Source organism: Fodinibius roseus (assembly GCF_900129315.1).
GTDB classification, from domain to species: domain Bacteria; phylum Bacteroidota; class Rhodothermia; order Balneolales; family Balneolaceae; genus Fodinibius; species Fodinibius roseus.
In genome coordinates this window covers 52,184-76,450 of sequence record NZ_FQUS01000002.1, presented here as the reverse complement: position 1 = coordinate 76,450, position 24,267 = coordinate 52,184, and the positions used below count along the sequence as shown (strand labels likewise).

At 53.9% G+C, this 24,267-nt stretch carries 16 protein-coding genes; all 16 read left to right on the top strand.

The window, feature by feature from the left end:
- The first annotated feature begins 17 nt into the window (after positions 1-17).
- The 16 genes from metX to ftsA all read left to right on the top strand — a co-directional run bounded on the left by metX (position 18) and on the right by ftsA (position 24,233).
- Positions 18-1,070: a homoserine O-acetyltransferase MetX gene (metX, locus tag BUB16_RS02250; protein WP_073059207.1), complete on the top strand. Its 1,053-nt coding sequence runs from the start codon at positions 18-20 to the stop codon at positions 1,068-1,070.
- A 2-nt stretch (positions 1,071-1,072) separates the two neighbouring features.
- Positions 1,073-3,481, top strand: coding sequence for an aspartate kinase (locus BUB16_RS02245; protein ID WP_073059206.1), 2,409 nt, complete (start codon positions 1,073-1,075; stop codon positions 3,479-3,481).
- 47 nt (positions 3,482-3,528) lie between these two features.
- Positions 3,529-8,091: a glutamate synthase large subunit gene (gene gltB, locus BUB16_RS02240; protein ID WP_211483063.1), complete on the top strand. Its 4,563-nt coding sequence runs from the start codon at positions 3,529-3,531 to the stop codon at positions 8,089-8,091.
- Between the two features lie 78 nt (positions 8,092-8,169).
- Positions 8,170-9,651, top strand: a complete 1,482-nt coding sequence (locus tag BUB16_RS02235) for a glutamate synthase subunit beta (protein ID WP_073059204.1) — start codon at positions 8,170-8,172, stop codon at positions 9,649-9,651.
- Between the two features lie 381 nt (positions 9,652-10,032).
- Complete coding sequence (mraZ, locus tag BUB16_RS02230) at positions 10,033-10,500, top strand: division/cell wall cluster transcriptional repressor MraZ (RefSeq protein WP_073059203.1); 468 nt, start codon at positions 10,033-10,035, stop codon at positions 10,498-10,500.
- The gene (gene rsmH / locus BUB16_RS02225; RefSeq protein WP_073059202.1) at positions 10,487-11,422 is read left to right on the top strand and encodes a 16S rRNA (cytosine(1402)-N(4))-methyltransferase RsmH; all 936 of its coding nucleotides are present in this window, start codon (positions 10,487-10,489) and stop codon (positions 11,420-11,422) included. The genes mraZ and rsmH overlap by 14 nt, the downstream gene beginning before the upstream one ends.
- A gap of 20 nt (positions 11,423-11,442) precedes the next feature.
- The gene (locus BUB16_RS02220; protein ID WP_244545624.1) at positions 11,443-11,856 is read left to right on the top strand and encodes a hypothetical protein; all 414 of its coding nucleotides are present in this window, start codon (positions 11,443-11,445) and stop codon (positions 11,854-11,856) included.
- Positions 11,857-14,010 (top strand): peptidoglycan D,D-transpeptidase FtsI family protein, encoded by a 2,154-nt coding sequence (locus BUB16_RS02215; RefSeq protein WP_073059200.1) that lies wholly within the window; start codon positions 11,857-11,859, stop codon positions 14,008-14,010.
- A 26-nt stretch (positions 14,011-14,036) separates the two neighbouring features.
- Positions 14,037-15,521, top strand: coding sequence for a UDP-N-acetylmuramoyl-L-alanyl-D-glutamate--2,6-diaminopimelate ligase (locus BUB16_RS02210; RefSeq protein WP_073059199.1), 1,485 nt, complete (start codon positions 14,037-14,039; stop codon positions 15,519-15,521).
- Positions 15,521-16,657 (top strand): phospho-N-acetylmuramoyl-pentapeptide-transferase, encoded by a 1,137-nt coding sequence (gene mraY, locus BUB16_RS02205; protein ID WP_073059198.1) that lies wholly within the window; start codon positions 15,521-15,523, stop codon positions 16,655-16,657. The genes BUB16_RS02210 and mraY overlap by 1 nt, the downstream gene beginning before the upstream one ends.
- Positions 16,657-18,030 carry a UDP-N-acetylmuramoyl-L-alanine--D-glutamate ligase gene (murD, locus tag BUB16_RS02200; protein WP_073059197.1) on the top strand — a complete coding sequence of 458 codons (1,374 nt, stop codon included), beginning with the start codon at positions 16,657-16,659 and terminating at the stop codon, positions 18,028-18,030. The genes mraY and murD overlap by 1 nt, the downstream gene beginning before the upstream one ends.
- Before the next feature lie 149 nt (positions 18,031-18,179).
- Positions 18,180-19,331, top strand: a complete 1,152-nt coding sequence (locus BUB16_RS02195; RefSeq protein WP_139240162.1) for an FtsW/RodA/SpoVE family cell cycle protein — start codon at positions 18,180-18,182, stop codon at positions 19,329-19,331.
- On the top strand, positions 19,324-20,481 hold the full coding sequence (gene murG / locus BUB16_RS02190) for an undecaprenyldiphospho-muramoylpentapeptide beta-N-acetylglucosaminyltransferase (RefSeq protein ID WP_073059196.1): 1,158 nt from the start codon (positions 19,324-19,326) through the stop codon (positions 20,479-20,481). Before BUB16_RS02195 ends, murG begins: the two co-directional genes overlap by 8 nt.
- A 159-nt stretch (positions 20,482-20,640) precedes the next feature.
- Positions 20,641-22,041: a UDP-N-acetylmuramate--L-alanine ligase gene (murC, locus tag BUB16_RS02185; protein ID WP_073059363.1), complete on the top strand. Its 1,401-nt coding sequence runs from the start codon at positions 20,641-20,643 to the stop codon at positions 22,039-22,041.
- Between the two features lie 67 nt (positions 22,042-22,108).
- Complete coding sequence (locus BUB16_RS02180; protein WP_073059195.1) at positions 22,109-22,843, top strand: cell division protein FtsQ/DivIB; 735 nt, start codon at positions 22,109-22,111, stop codon at positions 22,841-22,843.
- A gap of 124 nt (positions 22,844-22,967) precedes the next feature.
- Positions 22,968-24,233, top strand: a complete 1,266-nt coding sequence (ftsA, locus tag BUB16_RS02175) for a cell division protein FtsA (protein WP_073059362.1) — start codon at positions 22,968-22,970, stop codon at positions 24,231-24,233.
- Positions 24,234-24,267: the final 34 nt, after the last annotated feature.

Sequence of the window (24,267 nt, the reverse complement as noted above, 5' to 3'; positions counted from 1 at the left end):
GACAGATATATCTTATTATGAACAAAGGCGTACAACAACACAAGCTAAAAGAACCTTTCGTCACCGAGTCGGGGCAGGCCATCCCGGAACCCCTCGTGGCGTACCAGACATGGGGCGAACTGAATAATGCCCGGAATAATGTCTTTCTTGTTTGTCACGCTCTTACCGGCAATACGGCCGTGGACGAATGGTTTGGCGGGCTGTTTGGGCCGGGCAAAACGCTTGACCCCGAACAGCAGTTTATTATCTGTATCAATTCGCTGGGCAGCTGTTACGGCAGCAGCGGACCCACGAGCCAAAACCCGGAAACCGGTCGGCCGTATCGCATTGATTTCCCGGAAATTACGATTCGGGATATGGTTCGACTGCAACAAAAACTGCTCGATGAACTCCGGATTACCGGCATTGAACTGGTCATTGGCGGGTCCATGGGCGGTATGCAGGCCCTGGAGTGGTGCATTATGGACGATCGTCCCCGCTCCGCGGTCTTTGTCGGCATGGGCAAGGCCCACAGTCCCTGGGCGATCGGAATCAGCCACACCCAGCGGCAGGCCATCTACAATGATCCGAACTGGAAGGAGGGCTACTACAGCGCAGACCAGCCCCCCAGGAAAGGATTAGCGCTGGCCCGCATGATCGCCATGATCAGCTACCGGTCCGATGCGGACTACGAAAATAAGTTCGGCCGGCTGCCCCAGGAAGACGGGGATCAGTTCCAGGTAGAATCGTACCTCAACTACCAGGGACAAAAACTGGTGGATCGGTTTGATGCGGTTTCCTATGTGCGGCTCAGCCAGGCAATGGACAGCCATGACGTGGCCCGCAATCGGCCATCGTACCAAGGGGTACTGGGACAGCTGGATATTCCCACCCTGGTGATCGGTATCGACACCGACCTGCTCTACCCGGTGCAGGAACAGCAGGAGCTGGCTGAGCTGTTGCCCGACGCCCGGTACCGTGAGATCCGTTCCGTACACGGACATGACGCTTTTCTGATGGAGTTTGAACAGATGAACGATCTTATCACGTCCTTTATAACTGAAACACCAAGACCAACGCTCTCGTCCTGACGATGAAACAACTTCCGATACATATTTTAAAATTTGGGGGCACTTCGCTGCAGAATGCGGCTTTTATAGAGCAGGCTGCCCGGGTGGTCATAGAGCGGTCGAAATCGGCCCGTCCTTTTGTGGTCGTTTCTGCCCTGAAAGATGTGACTGACGCCCTGATCGCATTGGCGGACAACCCCGGGGGAGCGGAACAACGGATCCATCGCCTGGAGCAGAAACATCTGGAGCTGTTTGACCAGCTGACAGAGCCGGGGCCGGACCACCCGCGCAGGCAACAGCTGCGCGAACTGTTTGAAGAACTCGGCCGGACCACCCGGGATGAGCAGCTGCGAAACAGTGATCGCGAGGCCTGGAAAGACCGTATCCTCTCGGTGGGAGAGCGGGCCTCCGCTCTTATTTTTGCCGCGACCCTCTCCAACCGAGATCTGGATGCGGAAGCTTTTGAAGCCCATCAGTTTATTAAAACGGACTCAACGTTCGGGCAGGCACGGGTGCAGCCTGCGGCCACGCGGAAACTCGCTCGCAGGTTTTTACAGAATCCCGCTACAATCCCCGTAATTACCGGTTTTATCGGTTCCGACGCCCACCAGCGTATCACCACCCTGGGACGCTCGGGATCCGACTATACCGCCGGTATCATAGCCGACGCGCTTGAGGCCGATCACCTCGAAATCTGGACGGATGTCAACGGCGTCCTTTCGGCCGACCCCCGGTGGGTGCCCACCGCCCGGCCGATCGATGAGCTCAGCTTTGCAGACATCGGGGAGCTTTCAGCACACGGGGCCAAAGTGATTCATCCCAAAACGATACGACCTATTTCGAACAAGGATACCACGGTGCTGGTGAAAAACAGTTACAATCCTTCGCATCCGGGCACACGCATCCACAGCGACCATCAATCCAACGGGGCGTTCAAAACCATCACGGTTACGGGCCCCTTTACCCGGCTGCAGGTGGAGGACCAATATGGGTGGGACCTGCTGCAAAAGCTGAAGGACCAACTGAGGGACCGGCCCGACGACGAAACGATCTCCTTTCACCGCAGCTCCTCTTTTGAACCTGCGCGCTTTCTCATCCGCCAACCGTTCTATGACGAGGTGCGAGAGCTGATCAAAAGCTGGGCCCGGGAGCGGGATATCGCACTCAATCCCCGGGAGCATCTTTACAAAGTTAAAAAATTCAGCAATCACTTCAGGGAGGGCGAACAGCTCACCAAACGGATCTGGGATCTGCTGGCTTCAAAAAATTTGCAGCCGCTCCACATCAACAGGAACAGCGACGAGCGGTTTATCTCCTTCCTGTTTGAAGAAGATGAGGCGCGCCGGGCAGCCCGCCTGCTCAACGATTACCTGCAGCACAGGCAAACGACGATCGATCTTTTCGTAGCGGGAACGGGTGCGGTGGGACAGACGCTGCTTCATCAGCTTGCCGCCGCTGATACTAAGGATCTCCATTTCCGGCTGCTGGGAACGTGCAACAGCCGGCACGCGTTATGGGACGACCGGGGACTGGATATGTCCCGGGAAGCCCTGGACTGGTCCGATGCCGTTGAAACCGACTGGTCTCTTCTGCTGGAAAAGCTTACCCAGTCGTTCCGGCACAATATTATTTTTGTGGATGCCACCGGCAGCGAGGAAGTAGCGCGCCTGTATCCCCGGCTCTTTGCCAGCGGAATCCATATTGTCACCCCCAGCAAGCTGGCGAATACCCTTGAACAATCATACTTTGACAGGCTCCAAAAAGAAGCACAGCAAAATAACGCCTCTTTTCGATACGAAACGACCGTTGGGGCAGGGCTGCCTGTTATCGCTACGCTCGAGGACCTGCAGGACAGCAACGACGAAATTCAGAAAATATCAGGAGTTGTCTCCGGTACTATGACCTACCTGTTTAATCAGCTCGAAAAAGGTATCCCGTTTAGCGAGGCCATCATAAAGGCACGTGAACTCGGTTATGCGGAGCCGGATCCCCGCGACGACCTGTCCGGAGAAGATGTGGCCCGCAAATTTTTGACCCTTGCCCGCACCCTGGGCCTGAAAATAGAGCGCGAAGAATTACAGGTCGAATCACTCATTCCGGAAGAACTTGCACAAGTCGATAAATCAGCCTTTCTTACACGCTTGAAAAAATACGATGAACAGTGGCAGCAGCGCATGCTGGAAGCTCAAAGTAACAATGAAACGCTACGATACACGGGACAATTAGTTGAGGGAAAAATTTCTATAGGTATTGAATCCATTCCCGTAAATTCACCAATCGGACAGCTAAAGGGAACAGACAATCTTATCCAGATTTTTTCTACATTCTATAGCCAGACGCCGTTGGTCATTCAGGGTCCGGGCGCGGGAAAGGAGGTAACAGCCGCAGGCGTTCTGAGTGATATTATGAAAACGGCTAAACGACTTAAGTAAGTAAATTTATACTTTTTGCAATTTCAATAACGAAAACCTAACCAATAATGATGTCTTCTGATCAGGGTTTATACCAATCCCACCATGAACATGATGCTTGCGGAATTGGATTTGTAGTCAACATTCAGGGAAAACAATCCCACAAAATTGTGGAGCAGGCGCTCACTGTGCTCCACAACCTCGATCACCGGGGCGCCACCGGCAGTGAAAAGAATACCGGCGACGGCGCGGGCATTCTGCTTCAGATTCCCCACAAATTTTTGAGCGATTCCTGCCAGGGTTTGGGCATAAACCTGCCCGGACGGGGACAATATGGCGTGGGCATGATCTTTTTACCGCCGGGACGGGAAGAACGGCTGGCCTGCGAGAAAGTCATCAGGGAAGTAGTCGAAGAAGAAGAACAGGAAGTACTGGGATGGCGCAAGGTGCCGACCGACAATTTCTACCTTGGCCAGTCGGCCAAAGATGCCGAGCCTTCGGTCCGACAGTTGTTTATCGGTCGAAGCCGGGACATCCGCACCGAACTCGAGTTCGAGCGCAAGCTGTATGTCATCCGACGCAAAATCACCAAAAGAATTGAAAACAGCGATCTTGCGGATAAGGATTACCTGTATATCAACAGTCTCTCTTCGCGCACGATCATCTACAAGGGGATGCTGACGTCGACTCAGCTGAAGGATTTTTACCCGGATCTCACTGATCCGAAAATGGAATCGGCCCTGGCGCTGGTCCACTCCCGGTTCAGCACCAACACCTTTCCCAACTGGAAGCTTGCGCACCCGTTTCGCTATCTTATTCACAACGGGGAGATCAATACGCTGCGCGGCAACCAAAACTGGATGCGTGCCCGCGAGGCGCAACTCTCAACCGATCTGTTTGATACGGATATGGATACCCTCACCCCCATCATCCAGGAAGACGGCAGTGACTCGGCTAAATTTGACAATTGCCTGGAGTTCCTGCTGCTCAGCGGACGATCCCTGCCCCATGCCATGATGATGATGATCCCCGAACCCTGGGAAAAGCATGAGAGCATGGATGATGAAATGAAAGCCTTTTACGAGTACCACAGCTGCCTGATGGAACCCTGGGACGGCCCCGCTTCCATCGCATTTACGGACGGTAAAATGGTGGGCGCGACGCTCGACCGGAACGGCCTTCGTCCCTCCAGGTACTATGTCACCAGCGACGATATGATCGTCCTTTCCTCTGAAGTGGGTGTGCTGGATATCCCCCCCGAGGATATCGTTTACAAAGACCGGCTGCAGCCCGGGCGCATGCTCCTCATCGACACCGAAGAGGGGCGTATCAAAAGTGATGAAGAGATCAAGCACCAGATAGCGCGCGAGCATCCCTACCGGGAATGGCTGGACGAAAACCTGATCGATTTTCATGACCTTCCCTATAGCTTTCAGGAAGAACCGAAGGCAGAGCACGAGGACATCGTGCAGCGCCAAAAGGTATTCGGCTATACCTACGAAGATCTGAATGTCAATGTGGGGCCGATGGCCGAAGATATGCTGCAGCCGGTGGGAGCCATGGGCAACGACGCCCCCATAGCCGTGCTCTCGAACGAACCGCAGCTGCTCTACAACTATTTCAAGCAGCTGTTCGCCCAGGTCACGAACCCGCCGATCGACCCCATCCGGGAAGAGCTGATTACCTCCACGGAAACTATCCTGGGCTCGGAAGGCAACATCCTGGAGACGACTCCTGAAAGCTGTCGGCAGATACGCCTGAAAACGCCTGTTCTGAAGAACGAAGAGCTGGCACAGCTCAAGAATATCAATAACCTCTCGGGGTTTAAAAGCAAGACCCTGCCCATCCTCTTTGACGTCAACAGGGGCGGCGAGGGACTGGAAGAAGCGCTCGAAGAGCTTTTTGCGGCGGCCGACAAGGCCGTTGAGAAGGGAGTCAACATCCTGATTCTCTCCGACCGGGACTTTAACCGGCAAAAGGCGCCGATACCGGCGCTGCTGGCCGTGGCCGGACTTCATCATCACCTGATCCGCTCGGGCAATCGTACCAAAGTGGGACTGGTGCTGGAGTCGGGCGAACCGCGCGAGACTCATCATTTCTGTACGCTGCTGGGATACGGCGTGGAGGCCGTGAATCCCTATATGGCCTACGAAAGTCTTCACGACTTAATTCGCGAGGGCCATCTCGACCTCTCCTTCAAGCGAGCCCGGAAAGGGTACAACAAGGCGGTCGTCAAAGGCATTGTCAAAGTGATGTCGAAGATGGGTATTTCGACTATCAAGTCGTACCGCGGGGCCCAGATTTTTGAAGCGCTCGGCCTCGACAAGGAGCTGGTGGACAAATACTTTACGTGGACCGATTCGCGTATCGGCGGCATCGGGCTGGACACCATTGCCCTGGAAGCCAAAATGCGACACCGGGAGGCCTACCCGAACTATCGCACCAACGGACAGGTCCTGGATGAGGGCGGTCAGTATAAATGGCGAAAAGGAAGTGAATACCACGCCTATAACCCCAAAACCGTCCACACGCTTCAGCTGGCCACCAAAAATGGGGATTATGAGCTCTATAAAGAATATTCAAAGATGATCGACGAGCAGTCGGATCCCCCGGCCGCGCTCCGGAGCCTGCTGAAGCTCAAGACAGACGAATCAGAGGCTGTCTCCATCGAGGAAGTGGAATCGGTCGAAGAGATCTGCAAGCGATTTAAAACCGGGGCGATGTCCTACGGCTCCATCAGCAAGGAGACCCACGAAGCGCTGGCTATTGCCATGAACCGCATCGGCGGAAAAAGCAATACCGGCGAAGGAGGCGAAGACCCGTCCCGCTACACGCCTGAACCCAACGGCGATTCCAAGAACAGTGCCGTCAAGCAGGTGGCCTCCGGGCGATTTGGCGTGACCAGCGAATACCTGACGCAGGGCAAGGAAATTCAGATTAAGATGGCACAGGGAGCCAAGCCCGGCGAGGGCGGTGAGCTGCCTGGACGCAAGGTCTATCCCTGGATTGCCGACGTGCGGCTTTCGACCCCGGGCGTGGGACTTATTTCACCGCCGCCGCACCACGATATTTATTCCATCGAGGACCTGGCGCAGCTTATTCATGATCTCAAGAATGCGAATAAAGATGCGCTCATCAACGTAAAGCTGGTCTCTGCGGTGGGGGTCGGTACCATTGCCACCGGCGTTGCCAAGGGACATGCGGATGTCATCCTGATAAGCGGCCACGACGGCGGGACGGGCGCCTCCCCGCAGACCAGCATCAAGCATGCGGGGCTGCCCTGGGAGCTGGGGCTCTCCGAGACCCATCAAACGCTGGTACTCAACGACCTGCGAAGCCGCGTGACGCTTGAAACTGACGGGCAGATTAAAACCGGGCGGGATATCGCCGTCGCGGCGCTGCTCGGCGGAGAGGAATTCGGCTTCGGGACCAGCGCCCTCATTACGCTCGGCTGTATCATGATGCGGGTCTGCCACCTGGATACCTGTCCCGTTGGCATCGCTACCCAGAATCCGGAGCTGCGCCATAAGTTCACCGGCGACCCGGCCTACGTGGTCAACTTTATGAAATTCGTGGCCCAGGAGCTCCGCGAGCATATGGCTGAGCTCGGTTTCCGCACCATCGACGAGATGATCGGACGTACCGATAAGCTGGTTCAGGCCGAAACGGATCACTGGAAGGCCCGACACCTGGATCTCTCGCCCATCCTGCATCGCCCGGAAATAGCGGATAATGTGGGCACGCGCTGCATGATCTGCCAGAATCACGGGCTGGAAAACGCCCTTGATATCCAGACACTGATGGATATCTGCGAACCGGCGCTGTCCGACGGAAAGAGCGTCCGCGCCACCCTGCCGATCAAAAACACCAACCGCGTAGTCGGGACCATTGTCGGCAGCGAAGTGACCCGCCGTTTTGGGTCCAAGGGCCTGTCGGAAGATACCATCCATCTCAAGTTCGAAGGATCGGCGGGACAGAGTTTCGGGGCTTTTATCCCCAACGGGATGACGCTCGAACTCGAGGGCGATGCCAATGACTACTTCGGAAAAGGACTTTCCGGCGGCAAGCTGATATTGTATCCTCCCAAAAACGCCCGCTTCGACCCGGCGGAAAATATTATTGTCGGGAATGTCTCCTTCTACGGGGCGACCAGCGGACAGGCTTACATCCGTGGCAAAGCCGGGGAGCGCTTCTGCGTGCGAAACAGCGGACTTCATGCCGTGGTCGAATCGGTCGGTGATCACGCCTGTGAATATATGACCGGGGGACGCGTGGTCGTACTCGGGGAAACAGGACGGAATTTTGCCGCGGGGATGTCCGGAGGCATTGCTTATATTCTGGATCTCGATCAACAGTTCCATAAACGATGCAATACCAACCGCGTCGTGCTGGAGCAGCTTCGGGATGAAGAAGAAATAGATCAGGTCTATGAAATGATTCGCCGTCACGCCGAATATACCGATAGTCACCGGGGCTGGAGAGTCCTTGCGAAATGGGATGAAATGATTCACCGGTTTGTCAAGGTGCTTCCCAAAGACTTTAAGAAGATGCAGCAATCGATTGAAAAGGCTCAACAGGAGGGGCTGGACAAGGATGAAGCCGAAATGGAGGCCTTCCTGCAGAATAAATAAAAGCAGCCGGCAGGTTGTTGGATCCGATGGCATATCAGCGAAAGAAATTAAACTCAACAAAATTGTATATCGAATACTATGGGTAAACCAACTGGCTTTATGGAGTTTGAGCGTAAAGAAGCTCCAGGCAGAGATCCCGAAAAGCGGATAAAGGACTGGGATCAGCTGCACGAACACTTAACGGAAGAAGAACTTCAGGAGCAGGGGGCGCGGTGTATGGACTGCGGAATTCCTTTCTGCCAAACCGGCGAGGACAAGAACGGCCGTACCATGGGCTGCCCCGTCCATAACCTGATCCCGGAGTGGAACGACCTGGTGTACAGAGGCAAATGGAAGGAAGCGCTGCACCGCCTGCACAAAACCAATAACTTTCCGGAGTTTACCGGCCGGGCGTGCCCGGCCCCCTGCGAGGGTTCCTGTGTCCTCGGGATCATCGAGCCTCCCGTGGCTATCAAGAATATTGAGCAGGCGATCATCGACAAGGGCTTTGAAGAGGGATGGGTCCAGCCCAATCCGCCGGAAAACCGCACCGGCAAGAAAGTGGCGGTTGTGGGATCCGGTCCGGCCGGACTCGCCGCCGCGGCACAGGCCAATAAAGCGGGACACCATGTGACCGTCTACGAGCGAGACAAGCGTATCGGCGGACTGCTGATGTATGGCATCCCCAATATGAAACTGGAGAAATCCGTCGTGCAGCGCCGGGTTGACCTCCTGAGGGAAGAAGGCATCGCGTTTGTTACCGGGACGGAGATCGGAACCGATATTCCCGCTCCTGAACTGACCAGGGAGTATGACGCCGTCATCCTGGCCGGCGGAGCGACGAAGCCTCGGGACCTGGAAATCGAAGGGCGCGATCTTGACGGGATTCATTTTGCGATGGACTTCCTGCATGCCAATGTGGAGAAATTGCTGGACGATGAACACAAAAAGAAGTTCATTTCTGCCGAGGATAAAGATGTGATTGTCATTGGCGGCGGAGACACCGGCACCGACTGCGTAAGCACCTCCATGCGGCACGGGTGCAATACGCTGACCCAGTTCGAAATCCTGCCGAAGCCCCCGGAAAGCCGTGGGGAGGACAACCCGTGGCCCGAATGGCCTCACATATATAAAGTGGACTACGGCCAGGAAGAGGCCAAGGCCCGCTTTGGAGACGATCCCCGGGAATACCAGGTGATGACCAAAAAATTTGTGGGGGACGGAGACGGGAACGTTAAAGAATTACACACGGTTCGCATTGAATGGAAAACCAATGAAGACGGCCGCAAAGTGCCCGAGGAAATTCCCGGTACGGAAAAAGTGTGGAAAGCGGATCTGGTGCTGCTCGCCATGGGTTTCCTCGGACCGGAAAACCCGGTGCTGGAACAGCTCGAAGTAGAACGGGACCAGCGCTCCAATGCCAAAGCGAAACACGGCGATTACCACACCAGCGTAGATGGCGTTTTTGCCGCCGGCGATATGCGGCGGGGACAAAGCCTGATTGTCTGGGCCATCAATGAAGGACGCGGGGCTGCACGCGAATGCGACCGGTACCTGACGGGGACCACGGAATTGCCCTGATTAGGGTTATTGTTACTTGCTATCGGTTACCGGTTATTTTGGCGGGGGTGATCCCCCGCCAAACTTTTTTCTCCCACACTCTACCACCTTTCTCCCTTTTGGCCGTTTGCCTGCCGGGCTAAACCCATTGCTTTTCCTTAACCCGGGTTTCTCACCAAGAAATTCGGTTTATCCCCCTCTCCGGCGTCTTGCCGTCTTCTTTCAAGTCCCGTTTCCAATCCCCCCACTTATCGGTTTAACGGTTAATTTGATTTTTTGTAATAAGTTCTTGACATATTACACCCTTTCGGGGTACATTGTGGGGTGAAGTGGTAGAATGTGGGAGTTCATATCCACTCGTCGAATTCGATCATAATCGCTGTAATTCTGGGGTCTTTTTATATGCCTAGTTTCAAGGGCCAATATAAACATAGTGTAGACAGTAAAGGACGCGTCAGCTTCCCGGCTAAACTGCGCAAAGCTCTCAATCCCCAGGCGCAGGAGCGTTTTACCATATTGAGAGGTCTTGAACCCTGCCTTTATCTCTACCCAGAAGATGAATGGCAAAAGGTTGAGGACCAACTCTCCCGGATTAACAGCTTTACCAAAGAGGGTCGAACCGTAAAACGCAATTTCCTGCGTTTTGCCGAAGACCTGTCCCTGGACAATCAGAACCGCATTCCACTTCCTTCACAACTTACAGACTGGGCCGGCATCGACGGAAAAGCCATCTTTATCGGCAGCGGCGAGCGCATTGAGATATGGTCGCCCGCCAAGCTGGATGAAGTCGATTCGGGCCTGGACTTTGAATCGTATCAAGAACTTTTTGAGCGTGTGATGACCGACAATGACAACGATGAACAAAAATGAAACATACCATGAGCATCAACCGGTATTGCTGCAAGAGTCCGTAGAGTACTTGATTACGGATCCCGGCGGTATCTACGTCGATGCTACGCTTGGCGGTGGTGGACACAGCCTGGCATTGTTGTCTCAACTAAATAGTGACGCCCGGCTTGTGGGTATTGACCAGGATGACGAGGCGCTCAGGGCGGCCAATGACCGTATTGGCAACGATGCCCGTTTTTCTCCCTTAAAAGGCAATTTCGGATACCTCACACGATTATTATCCCCGGAGTTACAGGGGGAGGTATCCGGAGTCCTTTTTGACCTGGGCGTTTCCACCCACCAGATCAGCGACGCCGGGCGGGGATTTACCTTCCAGGAGGAAGGTCCGCTGGATATGCGGATGAGTAACCTCCGGGGAGTCACGGCGTACCAGGTGGTCAATGAATACTCCTACGAAGATCTTCGCGATGTGATCTACCACTACGGGGAAGAGCGGTTCAGCCGCAAAATAGCGCGCGAAATTATCGACCGGCGTCCCCTCGAAACCACTACCGAACTGCGCGAGGCTGTGGAAGCCGTTGTGTACGGCAAACATCAAATCAAAAGTGTAGCGCGGGTATTCCAGGGGATCCGCATTGAAGTCAACCGCGAGCTTGACATGCTGCGCGAGGGACTGGAACAATCTCTTGAGATCCTTCATACGGGGGGACGTATTGTGGCTATCAGCTACCACTCCCTTGAAGATCGTATTGTAAAGAAATTCTTTAAGGCGGGAAATCATGAGGGAAAGATCGAGAAAGATTTTTACGGCAACCCGATGACCCCCATCGAAGAAATATCCGGCGGCATCATTCGTCCCACTGAAGAGGAAATCAATAAGAATCGGGCTGCGCGGAGTGCAAAAATGCGTGTTGCCGAAAAGATCAATCTTCCGGAGGTATAAGTATGCTGGTAAAATCCCCTTTGAAAAAGGACGACGTGCGTCCCAATAAACGAAAAAAGAAAAAGAGCAAAAAAAAATCTTCTGAGCGTACATCCGGTTCCGGCGAAAGGGTTTACGGCAAAAGAGTCAACAAAAGGAAAGGGAAAAGAAGCCGCATCCCTTTCCCAAAAGTCAAGCCATGGAAGGTTATTACCGGGGCTGTTGTGTTGGGACTTCTGGGCATGCTTTACCTGAAGCATGTATTTGCCACACAGGAATTATTACGTGAAGTACAGCAGGCCGAGCGCGAATATAACCAGGCAAAACGCCTGCACAGCAATTACCGCCTTACCTACGACCAGATGATCGGTCCGGCCGAAATTTATAACAAGGCCAAAGAGATGGGCTTCATGAACGGCGGTCCCGCCGAAAAGGTGATAGAGGTAGAGAAATAGATGCAAAAAGAGCAATCGGGCATATTGAATCGCATGTTTGTGATTTTCGGGCTGGTACTTTTAGTACCCTGTGCCATCGGTATGCAGCTCTTTCGCCTTAACTTTTGGGAGGGAACGGAACTTCGGGAGCTCTGGAGCGAACAGGCAATCGACTATATCCCTATTCCCGCCCAGCGCGGTAACATCTATGATGATGACGGCAGCTTGCTCGCTACGAATACGGTAGCCTATAAAGTGGCCATTGACCCGAAGATAAGCGGGCTCACCCGTGATCAGATTCAGCAGGTGTGCGATACGCTCGGGAAATACCAGTACGAGTCGTCGGGACAGTATCTGCAAAAAATTAATGCGGCGCCGCAGCGGTCGCGCTACGTGGTATTGGGCAAAAATATAAAAGCCCGGGCGTACGAGGCGCTTCGGCAGATGGATATACGCGGCGTTATCCTGGAAGAGGAGTATGAGCGGCGCTACAGCTTCGGATCCCTGGCCGCCCACGCGCTGGGTTATGTGAACCATGAGATTACGGGCATGACCGGACTCGAAAACCAGTACAATGAAGAATTGAACGGCGAGGATGGGGTCCAGCAGGTACGCCGGGGACGGGACGGACGCATTTACGCCTATGTCGGCGCCCCCCGGAAACAGCCCCAACGGGGACACGCGCTCTATACCACCATCGATTCTCACATCCAGGCCATTGTGGAGGAGGAACTGAAATCGGGGATCGAACGTACGGATTCGAACTACGGGACAGCCATTGTCATGGATCCCGGGACCGGGGCCGTAAAGGCGATGGCAAACTACCCCACCTACAATCCCAATAACCCGGCTTCCCTGAATACAAGCAATCGCCGGAATTTTGCTATTTCGGATATGATCGAACCGGGCTCGACGTTCAAGTTGGTTACGGCCATTACGGCTGTTGAGCAGGGGAAAGTATCTTTTGAGGAGGAGTTCGAAACCCCGGAAGACGGGAAGGTTCAGATCCACGGGCAGTGGATGCGGGATCACGATCCGCTGGGGACCCTTTCTTTCTCGGAAGTGATCGAACAGTCATCCAACGTAGCCACTTCACAGATTGCAATGAGGCTTTCCGACGATATCTTCTACCAGTATGCCCGGAACCTGGGGTTCGGCACCCCCACGAATATCGACCTGCCCAATGAAGAAACCGGCCGCTTGCCCAAACCCTACGAATGGAGTAAAGTAAGCCTTCCCTGGATGTCCATCGGCTACGAAGTGCAGGTCACCCCTATTCAACTGGCACAAGCATACGCCGCTTTTGCGAATGGGGGACAAATGATGCGTCCCTATATGGTCCGTAAAGTTGTAGACAGCGAGGACAATCTCGTCTGGGAACAGGAGCATACCGTGGTCCGTCAAATTGCTGAAGAAGAAACGTTAAAAAAATTGTACCCCTCTTTTCAGCGCGTGGTTTCTGACTCCGGTACCGCCGAGAAGGCCCAGGTTACAGGATTGACGATTGCCGGAAAGACGGGGACGGCCCAAAAGCTGGTTAACGGGCGATACAGCAATTCCTACCGCTCCTCCTTCGTGGGCTTTTTTCCGGCAGACGACCCCAAATACGTGGTTCTCGTCATTTTGGACGAACCGGAGACCTATCCTCCCTATGGCGGGTGGACTGCCGGACCGGTGTTTCAGCAGACGGCAAAACGTATTGCGGGACTGGATAATGAAATTGAAAAACATATTATAGAACAGGGCACTGAAAACGAAGCCTGGGCCTATGCCCCGGACCTGCAGGGCCTCACCCTGGAAGAGGCAAAGTTACTCCTGCAGAAACAGGGCATTTCATACACCGCGGAGGGAGCCGGCGACTGGATTACAGCACAGAATCCCGCCGCCGGCTCCGCTTTGAACCCTGCCGATGAGGTTACGGTCGAGTTATCGGAACAAATGACAGTCGCGGATAAAACAGATCTGCCCGAGGGATATTCTGTTATTCCGGATGTGGGAGGCATGAGCATGCGCAAAGCCACCCGGCTGATTGCCGGACGAGGCTTTAACATAAAAATGATCGGCTCGGGGACGGTGTACTCCCAGTTTCCGCGCCCCGGCGACCAGATGAAGAAGGGGCGAACGATTACCGTCCGCGGCAAATCAAAAACCCTCAACACCTTAGTCAGTAAGTAACGGTAACCAACCGGACATTAACTACCTTGACCTTTAAACAACTCATAGCACTTTGCGAACCGATGGACGTCTCCGGACCGGAGCCGGGCGAGATCGGTATGCTTCGCCAAGACTCGCGCAAAGTGACGGGCGGGGATGTCTTTATGGCCATCCGGGGCCTGCAGGCAGACGGTCACCTGTTTATGGAAGAGGCCGTCGACAAGGGAGCTTCGGTCGTTATCTGTGAAGAGAAGATCCCTCTGGGTAACCAAGTGGCCATAGTCAGGGTGGCGGATACGCGGGCTTTGGCCGGTCCGCTGGCCCAGGCCTTTGAGAACAATCCCGCTGATGAGATGAACGTGATCGGCATTACCGGTACCAACGGCAAGACCACCGTATCCACCCTTGCATACCAGGTATTGCGGACACTTGACACGAAAGCGGCCCTGCTGGGAACCGTGGGCAAGCATATCGATGACCGCGTTATCAAAAGCAGGCTTACCACTTCTGATCCCATCGAACTGGCTTCGGATATGCGGCAGATGGCGGATACGGGACATACCCACCTGGTGATGGAAGTTTCATCCCATGCCCTCGACCAGCGGCGGGTGAACGGCATCCGTTTTGATGTAGCGGCCTTTACAAACCTGAGCCACGATCACCTGGACTACCATAATAGCCTGCAGGATTATGCCCGCGCCAAAAAAAGGCTGTTTGAATCCCTGGATGAGAAGGCGACTGCCATTATCAACGGCGATGACGAACAGGCGCTGTTTATGATCTCCGGCACTCCCGCCGAAACCATCACGTTCAGTTTCAACAAAGCGCTGGACGTGGAATGCCAGATTTTAAAAGACAGTACGGAGGGACTCCTCGTCCGTATCGGCAAAAGACTAATCAAAAGCGGGTTGATGGGCGAATTCAATGCCTACAACCTCACCGAAACCTTTTTGATTTGCCGGGCCCTCGGCTTTGATGAGGACGCCATAGCGGAGGCCCTCCAAAGGGCCCCCGGAGCGCCCGGGCGCCTGGAGCGCGTCAAAACACCCGGGGACGACGACCCGGTCGTATTGGTGGATTATGCCCATACCCCCGACGCCCTGGAAAATGTGCTACGTACGCTTTCGGGGATAAAAAAGGATAAGCAGGTGCTACACCTCGTATTCGGCTGCGGCGGCAATCGAGACAGAGCAAAGCGGCCAAAAATGGCGTCCGTGGCGGAACGGTATGCCGACAGAATCACCGTCACCTCCGACAATCCCCGGGATGAAGACCCCGAGGCCATTATTGACGAGGTGATGAAGGGGTTCAAAGACCGGGATAAAGTGATCCGTACCGCCGACCGTGAAAAAGCGATCATCCAGGCGATCCGACAAGCCGACCAGGACACTATTATTTTGATCGCCGGCAAGGGACACGAGACCTACCAGGAGATTGGCGGACAGCGCCGCGACTTCGATGACCGGAGCGTGGCGCGCGAAGCATTAGCCGGCAGGAACAGGAATGGGAACACCAAACCTGCGGGGACCTGATGTTATACGAACTTATCAGCTGGCTTGAAGTCAATTACCAGCCGCCCGGCTTTGGTGCGTTTGAATTTATTACGACCCGGGCTGCGGTAGCCGCGGCGATGGCCCTGTTTATCAGCATCATGATCGGCCGGCAGATTATCACGTGGCTGGAACAGATGCAGCTTCGCGAGATTATTCGCGATGACATAGGCCTCGACACCCACCTGGGCAAAGCTCATACGCCAACCATGGGGGGAATCATCATCCTGCTGGCGGTGCTTATTCCCGCCCTGCTCTGGATGAGGATGGACAGCATTTACACCTGGATGATCGTCCTGGTTACCCTCATATTGGGCGTCGTCGGCTTTGTGGATGATTATATCAAAGTCGTTAAAAAAGATAAATCGGGACTCAGCGGGCGTCTCAAAATAGCGGGACAGGTGACCGTGGGACTCCTTCTGGGCTGCGTGCTCTACTTCTGGCCGGATTTTCAGGAATTTAATACCCTCACGACGGTCCCTTTCCTGAAGAATGTCAATATTGATTATGCCTTTTTGGGAGAAGCCCTGGGCTGGGTCATCTATATACCGGTCGTCATTTTCGTCATTACCGCCGTCAGTAATGCCACCAACCTTACCGACGGACTTGATGGACTGGCTGCCGGGACCTCAGCTATAGCGGGACTCATTTTGGGGATTTTTGCGTATGTGTCGGGACGAACGGACTTTTCGAGCTTTCTGAATATTATGTACCTGCCCGGCGCCGGGGAACTGACGATTTTTACCGCTTCCCTGGTTGGAGCCTGTATGGGTTTCCTCTGGTACAATACCTATCCCGCCTCGGTTTTCATGGGCGATACCGGCTCCCTTGCGATCGGGGGGGCCTTTGGTGCGCTGGGATTGATGCTCCACAAAGAGCTGCTGCTGCCTGTCGTATGCGGTATCTTTTTTCTGGAGACCCTCTCCGTGATTATCCAGACGACCTACTTCAAATATACGCGCCGCAAGTACGGCGAAGGCAGGCGATTTTTTCTGATGGCTCCCATCCACCATCATTTTGAAAAAAAGGGATGGCCGGAATCCAAGATCGTGGTACGATTCTGGATTATAGCCGTGCTGCTTGGAATCCTCGGACTGTTAACCCTGAAGCTGCGATAATGATGATAATGGACGTGCAAAACAAACATATCGTTGTGATCGGTGCCGCCCGCAGCGGGTTGGCTGTCGCTTCCCTGCTGAAACGGAAAGGAGCAAAGCCGTTTGTCACGGACCGAAACGAGCTGGAACCGTCCGTTTGCTCCCGGCTCGCCGGGCAGGAGATCCCGTTTGAGCACCGGGGACACACCGAAAAGGCGGAGCAGGGCGATTTCGCCGTCCTCAGTCCGGGCGTGCCCACGGAGGCCCCGCTGGTTCAGCGTTACCTGAATTCCGGCAAAGAGGTTTTCTCAGAGATTGAAGTTGCAAGCTGGTTTAACCGGACGCCTGTCGTGGCTGTCACCGGCAGCAACGGCAAGACAACGGTCACCAACTGGATGGACCATACGTGGAATCTGGCAGAGATTGACCATCATACAGCCGGAAATATCGGCTATGCTTTTTCCGATACCATCGATACCGCACAAGAGAAACAAGCGGTATTGCTGGAGGTCAGCAGTTTTCAGCTGGACCATATCCGCAGTTTTCATCCTCGTATCAGCTTGCTGTTGAATATCACCCCTGACCACCTGGACCGTTACGAGCATAATTTCGACAAATATGCCGCGGCCAAATTCCGCATCACGGAAAATCAGTCCTCCGGCGACTGGCTGATCTATAATTATGACGACAAGACCATTGCCGGGCACGTGGAATCCCTTAAAAAAAAAGAAGATGCTCCACGGCTGCTGGCGTTTTCCGGCCGGCAGGAGCTTTCCGGGATCGACGGGGCGTTTGTCCGCGATCAACAGATCATACTAACCTTTAACCGAGAAGAAGAGATTCTGATGCCTACAACTGATGTAAACCTTTCGGGAAAACACAATCTGAACAATGGACTGGCCACGGCATTGGCCGCCCGTGCATCGGAGATCAAAAGCGATGTTATCCGGGAAAGCCTCAGCTCTTTTGAAGGGGTTGAACATCGCCTCGAACAGGTCCGTACCGTCGGGGGCGTGCGATATGTCAACGACAGCAAGGCTACCAATATCAATGCCGTTTGGTATGCCCTGGATAGTTTCAAGGTGCCCCTCACCCTTATTTTGGGGGGGCGGGACAAAGGAAACGATTACCGGGAGCTGGCGGATCAGATTCGTGAAAAGGTACACACCGTCATCGCCATCGGCGAAGCAACGCCGATGATCGAAGAACAGCTCAAGGCGATCGTACCTCATTTTAAAACGGCCGATACGATGAACGAGGCCGTTCGGCTGGGAAAACGAAACGCAAAACGGGGAGAAGTCGTCTTGCTAAGTCCCGCCTGCTCCTCCTTTGATATGTATGAGAATTACCAGCATCGGGGCAATGAATTTAAGAAAGCCGTAAACAGACTATAAATACCGTGAATACATGACAAACAGCAACCACGACCACCTTTACGACCGATGCCTGCATCAGGCGCATTTGTGCGACCGTTGAAACGTAACCCTTTGGAATTTACAGCGAAGTGATCTTTACAACACCCAATAACAACATATCCTCCATCATGGGCACCAGCCCGGATGAGATCGATACGCCCAGCCAGGGCAGCGACCGGGTACTGCTGGTGTCGGTCGTCCTGCTTATGATTTTCGGAACCCTGGCGGTGTATTCTGCCATTGCCTTTTTTGCGGAAAGCAAGCATACCTCGGCCGGCAGCCTGGTTATGGGACATATTCTGAAGCTGAGTATCGCTTTCCTGGGCATGCTCATCGCCTCAAAAATCAATTATCACAACCTGGCCAGGTTCAGCCGCTTCGGTATGATCATCAGCTGGATTTTTCTCATCGCCGTCATGGTCTTCGGCACGGAAGTATTCGGTGCCAAACGATCGCTGGATATCGGGGGATTCTCCTTTCAGCCTTCGTCCTTTGCCACCGTTGCCCTGCTGATTCATGTCTCGGTGCTTCTGGATGAAAAACAGGACTATATCAAGGATTTCAAGCGCGCTTTTCTTCCCATTATGTTTTGGGTGGTTATAACCTGCGGACTCATTGGCATCGAGGATTTCAGTAGTGCGGCGATCCTTATGGGACTTTCCATGCTGCTGATGTTTGTAGGCCGTATAAGTTCATTACAGCTGGGCGCCCTGGTTATCATCGGTCTGCTGGGGGCATCTTTGCTGATCTGGCAGTCGCCGGAACGTCAAAGCCGGATTGATAACTACATCGAACAGGTCGTGCAAATCAAAAGCAATGAGTTTAATGTCGAAGAAGGATACCAGGCCCAGCAGGCTCACATCGCTATCGCCCAGGGGGAACTGTTCGGGGTGGGCATCGGCAAAAGCACCCAGCGCGATTTTCTCCCGGCTCCCTATAATGATTTTATTTTTGCCATTATCGCCGAAGAATACGGGTTGGTAGGGGCAGTCCTGCTCTTACTGCTTTTTACCGTCATCCTGTTCCGCGGTATCGGCAAAATTGCTAAGAACGCGCCGGATACCCTCGGAATGCTGATGGCGGTGGGCTGTACCCTGGCGATCGTCCTCTACGGTTTTGTAAATGCCGGTGTTGCCAGCGGACTGCTTCCGGTCACGGGACTACCGATGCCGTTTGTAAGCTATGGCGGGACCAGTACGCTGTTTTCAGGAATAATGATCGGAATACTCATGAATATCTCCAAATACAGTAACGGTAAGAATAGCGTGTTTTATGCATAAGAATACAGCTGACATAGCAGATTCAACTGCTGCCTCCGGGGGTACGCTGAAGTTTCTTATAGCGGCCGGGGGCACCGGGGGACACGTATACCCGGCCATAGCCATTGCTGATGCGCTCGGGAAAGCGTATGCCGACTCGGAGTTTCTTTTTGTCGGCACCAAAAATCATATGGAATGGGAAGCGGTCCCGCGGGCCGGCTACGACATCACCAGTATCTGGATCAGCGGCTTTCACCGGCGGTTAACCGTCAAGAACCTGCTATTCCCGGTCAAGCTGGGCACCAGCCTGGTTCAAAGCCTGCGCATTGTCCATACCTTCAAGCCGGATGTTGTCATCTCCTGCGGGGGGTATGTTGCGGGACCCGTGGGCTGGGTTGCTGCAAAAAGCGGCTATCCCCTGGTTATACAGGAGCAAAATAGTTTTCCGGGCGTCACGAACCGGCTGCTGGGTAAAAGCGCAGAACTCATTTTTACGGCTTTTAAAGATGCGGAACAGTTTTTCCCGGAGGATCGTGTTGTGCCGGCCGGCAACCCGACGAGAAAATCACTGACCAGTGCCGATACGAAACAAGCCTACGAGCACTTCCGTTTTGATCCGGATAAGTCCACCCTGCTGATTCTCGGCGGAAGCGGCGGCGCCCGGAGTATTAATGAAGCAATGGCAACCCATGTTTCGACGCTGCACGATGATATGCAGCTGCAGATTATCTGGCAGTGCGGCAAACGGTATTACGACCGGCTGCGGGAAGATATAAAGCCGGCCCGTTTTGACAACCTGCTGCTTACGGACTTCCTGCATGAAATGCCGGAAGCCTACGCGGTGGCCGATCTGGTGGTCAGTCGTGCCGGGGCCCTCTCCTGCTCGGAGCTGGCCCTGACCGGCAGGCCAAGCATCCTGGTACCGTCGCCCAACGTGGCCGGCGACCATCAGACCAGAAATGCCGAGTCGATGGTTCAGGAAGGGGCGGCCGAACGGGTTGCGGACGATCAACTGAGTGAAACGCTGACCGGGTTGGTCAGGCAGCTGATAACCGACCGGCAGCGGTTGAAAAGCATGCAAAAAGCAGCGCTGAAACTGGCGAAGCCCGAAGCCGCCGAAACCATTGCCGAAGAAATTATAACACTGGTAAGCAATAAACAGCCGCTATGATATCATTAGGACCCAAAGAACGGCTAAAAAAACAGAGCCCAAAACACCAAAAGAAGCTCTGCGCACCTGTTGCGTCTTTTTGGGCGGCGCTGTCGTACAACCGGATAGTCAACTGATTAAAACAAGCAAGTAATGACGAAGCAAATTCAACCACAACCCATATTCGGACGAACCCGCCATATTCACATGGTCGGGATCGGGGGAATCGGGATGAGCGGCATGGCCGAGATCCTGTTGCAGAAGAACTATATCGTTTCCGGATCGGATGCCAATATGGGCGAAACCATTGAGCGGCTGCGCGAGCTGGGGGCCGAGATCGCAATCGGTCACGATGCGGCAAATATTGAGGGCGCCGACGTGGTGGTATATACCAGCGCCGTAAAAGCGAAAGAAAATATTGAAACCAGGGCGGCCATGGAAAAAGGTCTGCCCGTCATCAAGCGAGCCGAAATGCTCGCAGAACTGATGCGGATGAAGTATGGGGTCGGAATCGCCGGGACGCACGGCAAAACGACCACCACGACCATGACCGGGCATGTGATTCAGGACGGTCATTTTGACCCGACGATCATCGTCGGCGGCAAGGTACACAGTTTTTCCGAGACCAACGCCGTTGTCGGCAAAGGCGATATCATCATTGTTGAAGCCGATGAGTTCGACCGGACGTTCCTCCGGCTGCGTCCCTCTCTGGCGGTCATCACCAATATCGAAGCAGAGCATCTTGATATTTATGACAACCTCGCGGACGTAAAGGAAGCGTTTATAGCCTTTGCCAATAAAGTACCGTTCTATGGCGCTGTGGTGCTGTGTCTCGACGATCCCAATGTGCGGAGTATCATCCCGTCCATTGATCGCCGTACCATAAGCTACGGGCTGACCCCCCAGGCAAAAGTGCGGGCCACCGACATCGAGGCCGACCATTTTAACAGTATTTTCACGGTGGTGAATGATGGAGAAAAAATGGGCAGTATTACACTCCGGGCGCCCGGCGAGCATAACGTACGCAATGCCCTGGCAGCGGTGGCGGTGGGACTTGAACTCGATATTGACTTTAAACAGATAAAATCGGGGCTGGAACGTTTTGAAGGCGTCTTCCGCCGGTTTCAGCTGAAAGCCGACCATAGTGGCGTCATGGTGATCGATGATTATGCCCACCATCCCACGGAAGTCCAGGCAACACTGAACGCGGCCCGGAAGGGTTGGAAAAACCGCCGGCTCATAGCGGTATTCCAGCCGCATCTTTATTCGAGGACGCAAGCACTCTACGAAGAGTTCGGGCTCTCCTTTTTCGATGCGGAGGTCTGCGTGATCACGGACGTCTATCCCGCGCGGGAGGATCCTATTGAAGGCGTCGATGGCAAGCTTATTGCGGATGCGGCCAGGGAGTACGGCCACCGCCAGGTGCATTATGTGGACAATAAAGAAAAGCTGCCGGAACGACTGAAGGAGATTATCGAAACCGGCGATGTGGTCATCACCATGGGAGCCGGCGACATCTATAAATACGGCGAAGCATTTGTTGAAGAATTGGAATCCGGAATACCAGCGCTAAAGCAATGAACAGCATCTTCTGAAACATCATTTTCCCGGCACCGCCGGGTACAGAAAGACAACAGTTAAGACAGTTATGGCAAAAAAAGAATCACATACCGGCACTATCAATCCGCTCCCCTGGGTCGGAGCTGCTCTTTTTGTGCTCGGGTTGGCCGTCGTAGCGGGTTTCTACTGGAGTGCACAGATGAAGGTACAGGAAGTTTATTTTGAAGGCCATCATTTTGTCTCCCGGGAACAGCTTCGCGAAGTCGATATCCCCACGGGTATCCACCCGGATAGCCTGAATTCGCTGGATATCATCAGCCGTTTTGAACAGATGCCTTACGTGAAACGGGCGGCCGTGGATGTGAAACCCAGCGGCAATATTACCATACATATTACCGAACGGCAGCCCGTCGCGATGCTAACCGGCGAAGGCAGTGAAATGTATATCGACCGCGACGGTATCCTGCTGCCGATGGTCCTGGGCAAAACCGTAAATGTACCTCTTTTATACGGCTTTGATGCCCGTTCCCCCGGCGATACGCTGAGCGGACGGCAGGCGGGACCGGTCACCGATTTTTTGGGTCGGCTCCGGGAGAAACCGGTCAGCAACGCAACCATCAGCGAAGTAGCATGGACGGAGAATGGTATTGTTGCTCTGACGAATGACCATGGCGTAAAGCTCATCTTCGGGAAAGAAGATTTTGGCACCCGGCTGCGAAACTGGGAAGCTTTTTACGCAGAAATCATCAAACAAAAAGGAATTGAAACCATGCAATCGATCGATCTGAGATTTCAGGAACAGATCGTAACGCGCGAACAATGAAATGATAATTTTAAAACTGCAGTGTGTATTGCACCGAACTCGCTTCAGCGTCATAGCGCACGATCAGGACGACACATAAGAACATTGAGATTAAATAATCATATAACCGTACGTGGATAACATTATGGAAGAGCAAGAAGACAGAATTGTAGTTGGACTGGATATCGGAACGACTAAGGTGTGTGCCGTCGTTGCTTCAATCGATCCACAGGATCGAATCCACATTTTAGGGGTGGGGAAGGCCTCGAACGAAGGACTCAACCGCGGGGTGGTCGTCAACATCGACAAAACCGTAAATGCCATCAAAACGGCCGTCGAACAGGCCCAGCTGGCATCGGGTATCGAGGTAAACTCCGTAAATGTGGGAATCGCCGGCGATCATATCCGCAGCATGCGCAGCAAGGGGGTCATCACGATCAATAACAAAGACAACGAAATTACGGTGGATGACGTGGAGCGTCTCCTGGAGGACTGCCAGCGCATTATGCTGCCGACCGATCAGCAAATTCTTCATGTTATCCCCCAGGAATTTGTGGTCGACGGACAGGATGGAATCAGTGATCCGGTCGGCATGAGCGGCATGCGGATGGAGGCGGAGGTGCATATTATCACGGGACTCGTCTCGGCCGCCAAAAACATCTACCGATGCGTGGAACGCGCCGGATACCAGGTGGCCGATATCATTCTGGAGCCGCTGGCCTCCTCCTATTCCGTGCTCGACGACGAAGAAAAGGAAGCCGGAGTCGTACTCGTGGATATCGGCGGGGGAACCACCGATGTGGCTATCTTCCAGGATAATACCATCCGCCATACCGCCGTCATTGCCATTGCGGGTAAAAAAGTGACCGATGACATCCGCATGGGTCTCAGCGTGCTGGACGACCAGGCCGAAAAGCTGAAGTGCAACCACGGGGAAGCCTATATCGACCTGATTGAAGAGGATGAAGCGATCACAGTACCGGGCATCGCCGGACGTCCCCCTAAAGAGATCACCAAAAGTATTTTAGGCAAAATCATCCAGGCGCGCATGGAAGAGATCCTGGAGATCGTTGCCATCGAAACAAAACGAAGCGGATATGCCGATGCCCTCAGCGCAGGGGTTGTGCTGAGCGGCGGCGGATCGCTCATCAAGAACATATGTCCCCTCGCCAACGAAGTGCTCGGCATGGACGCCAAAGTCGGGAAACCGATGGGACTCAGCGGGGGCTTAACCGAGGAAGTGAACAATCCCATTTTTGCCACCGGCGTGGGGCTGGTCATGCACGCCATCAAAACAGGAAGCGGTCCACAGAACCAGGCCATCGTACCATCCTCCACCAAGGGATCCAGTGTGGAAAAAGTGATGGAACGGCTGGCGGACCGGATGAAAAGCTGGTTCAAAGAACTTTAAAAATAAATAATAGCATAGCAATCAAGTAAAAAAA

Bases quoted from the DNA above. Each gene is read 5' to 3' on its own strand.
- gltB (WP_211483063.1), top strand. From the start codon at position 3,529: ATGATGTCTTCTGATCAGGGTTTATACCAATCCCACCATGAACATGAT.
- BUB16_RS02245 (WP_073059206.1), top strand. From the start codon at position 1,073: ATGAAACAACTTCCGATACATATTTTAAAATTTGGGGGCACTTCGCTG.
- ftsA (WP_073059362.1), top strand. From the start codon at position 22,968: ATGGAAGAGCAAGAAGACAGAATTGTAGTTGGACTGGATATCGGAACG.
- murG (WP_073059196.1), top strand. From the start codon at position 19,324: ATGCATAAGAATACAGCTGACATAGCAGATTCAACTGCTGCCTCCGGG.
- mraZ (WP_073059203.1), top strand. From the start codon at position 10,033: ATGCCTAGTTTCAAGGGCCAATATAAACATAGTGTAGACAGTAAAGGA.
- BUB16_RS02235 (WP_073059204.1), top strand. From the start codon at position 8,170: ATGGGTAAACCAACTGGCTTTATGGAGTTTGAGCGTAAAGAAGCTCCA.
- rsmH (WP_073059202.1), top strand. From the start codon at position 10,487: ATGAACAAAAATGAAACATACCATGAGCATCAACCGGTATTGCTGCAA.
- murD (WP_073059197.1), top strand. From the start codon at position 16,657: ATGATGATAATGGACGTGCAAAACAAACATATCGTTGTGATCGGTGCC.
- BUB16_RS02215 (WP_073059200.1), top strand. From the start codon at position 11,857: ATGCAAAAAGAGCAATCGGGCATATTGAATCGCATGTTTGTGATTTTC.
- BUB16_RS02195 (WP_139240162.1), top strand. From the start codon at position 18,180: ATGGGCACCAGCCCGGATGAGATCGATACGCCCAGCCAGGGCAGCGAC.
- metX (WP_073059207.1), top strand. From the start codon at position 18: ATGAACAAAGGCGTACAACAACACAAGCTAAAAGAACCTTTCGTCACC.
- BUB16_RS02180 (WP_073059195.1), top strand. From the start codon at position 22,109: ATGGCAAAAAAAGAATCACATACCGGCACTATCAATCCGCTCCCCTGG.
- mraY (WP_073059198.1), top strand. From the start codon at position 15,521: ATGTTATACGAACTTATCAGCTGGCTTGAAGTCAATTACCAGCCGCCC.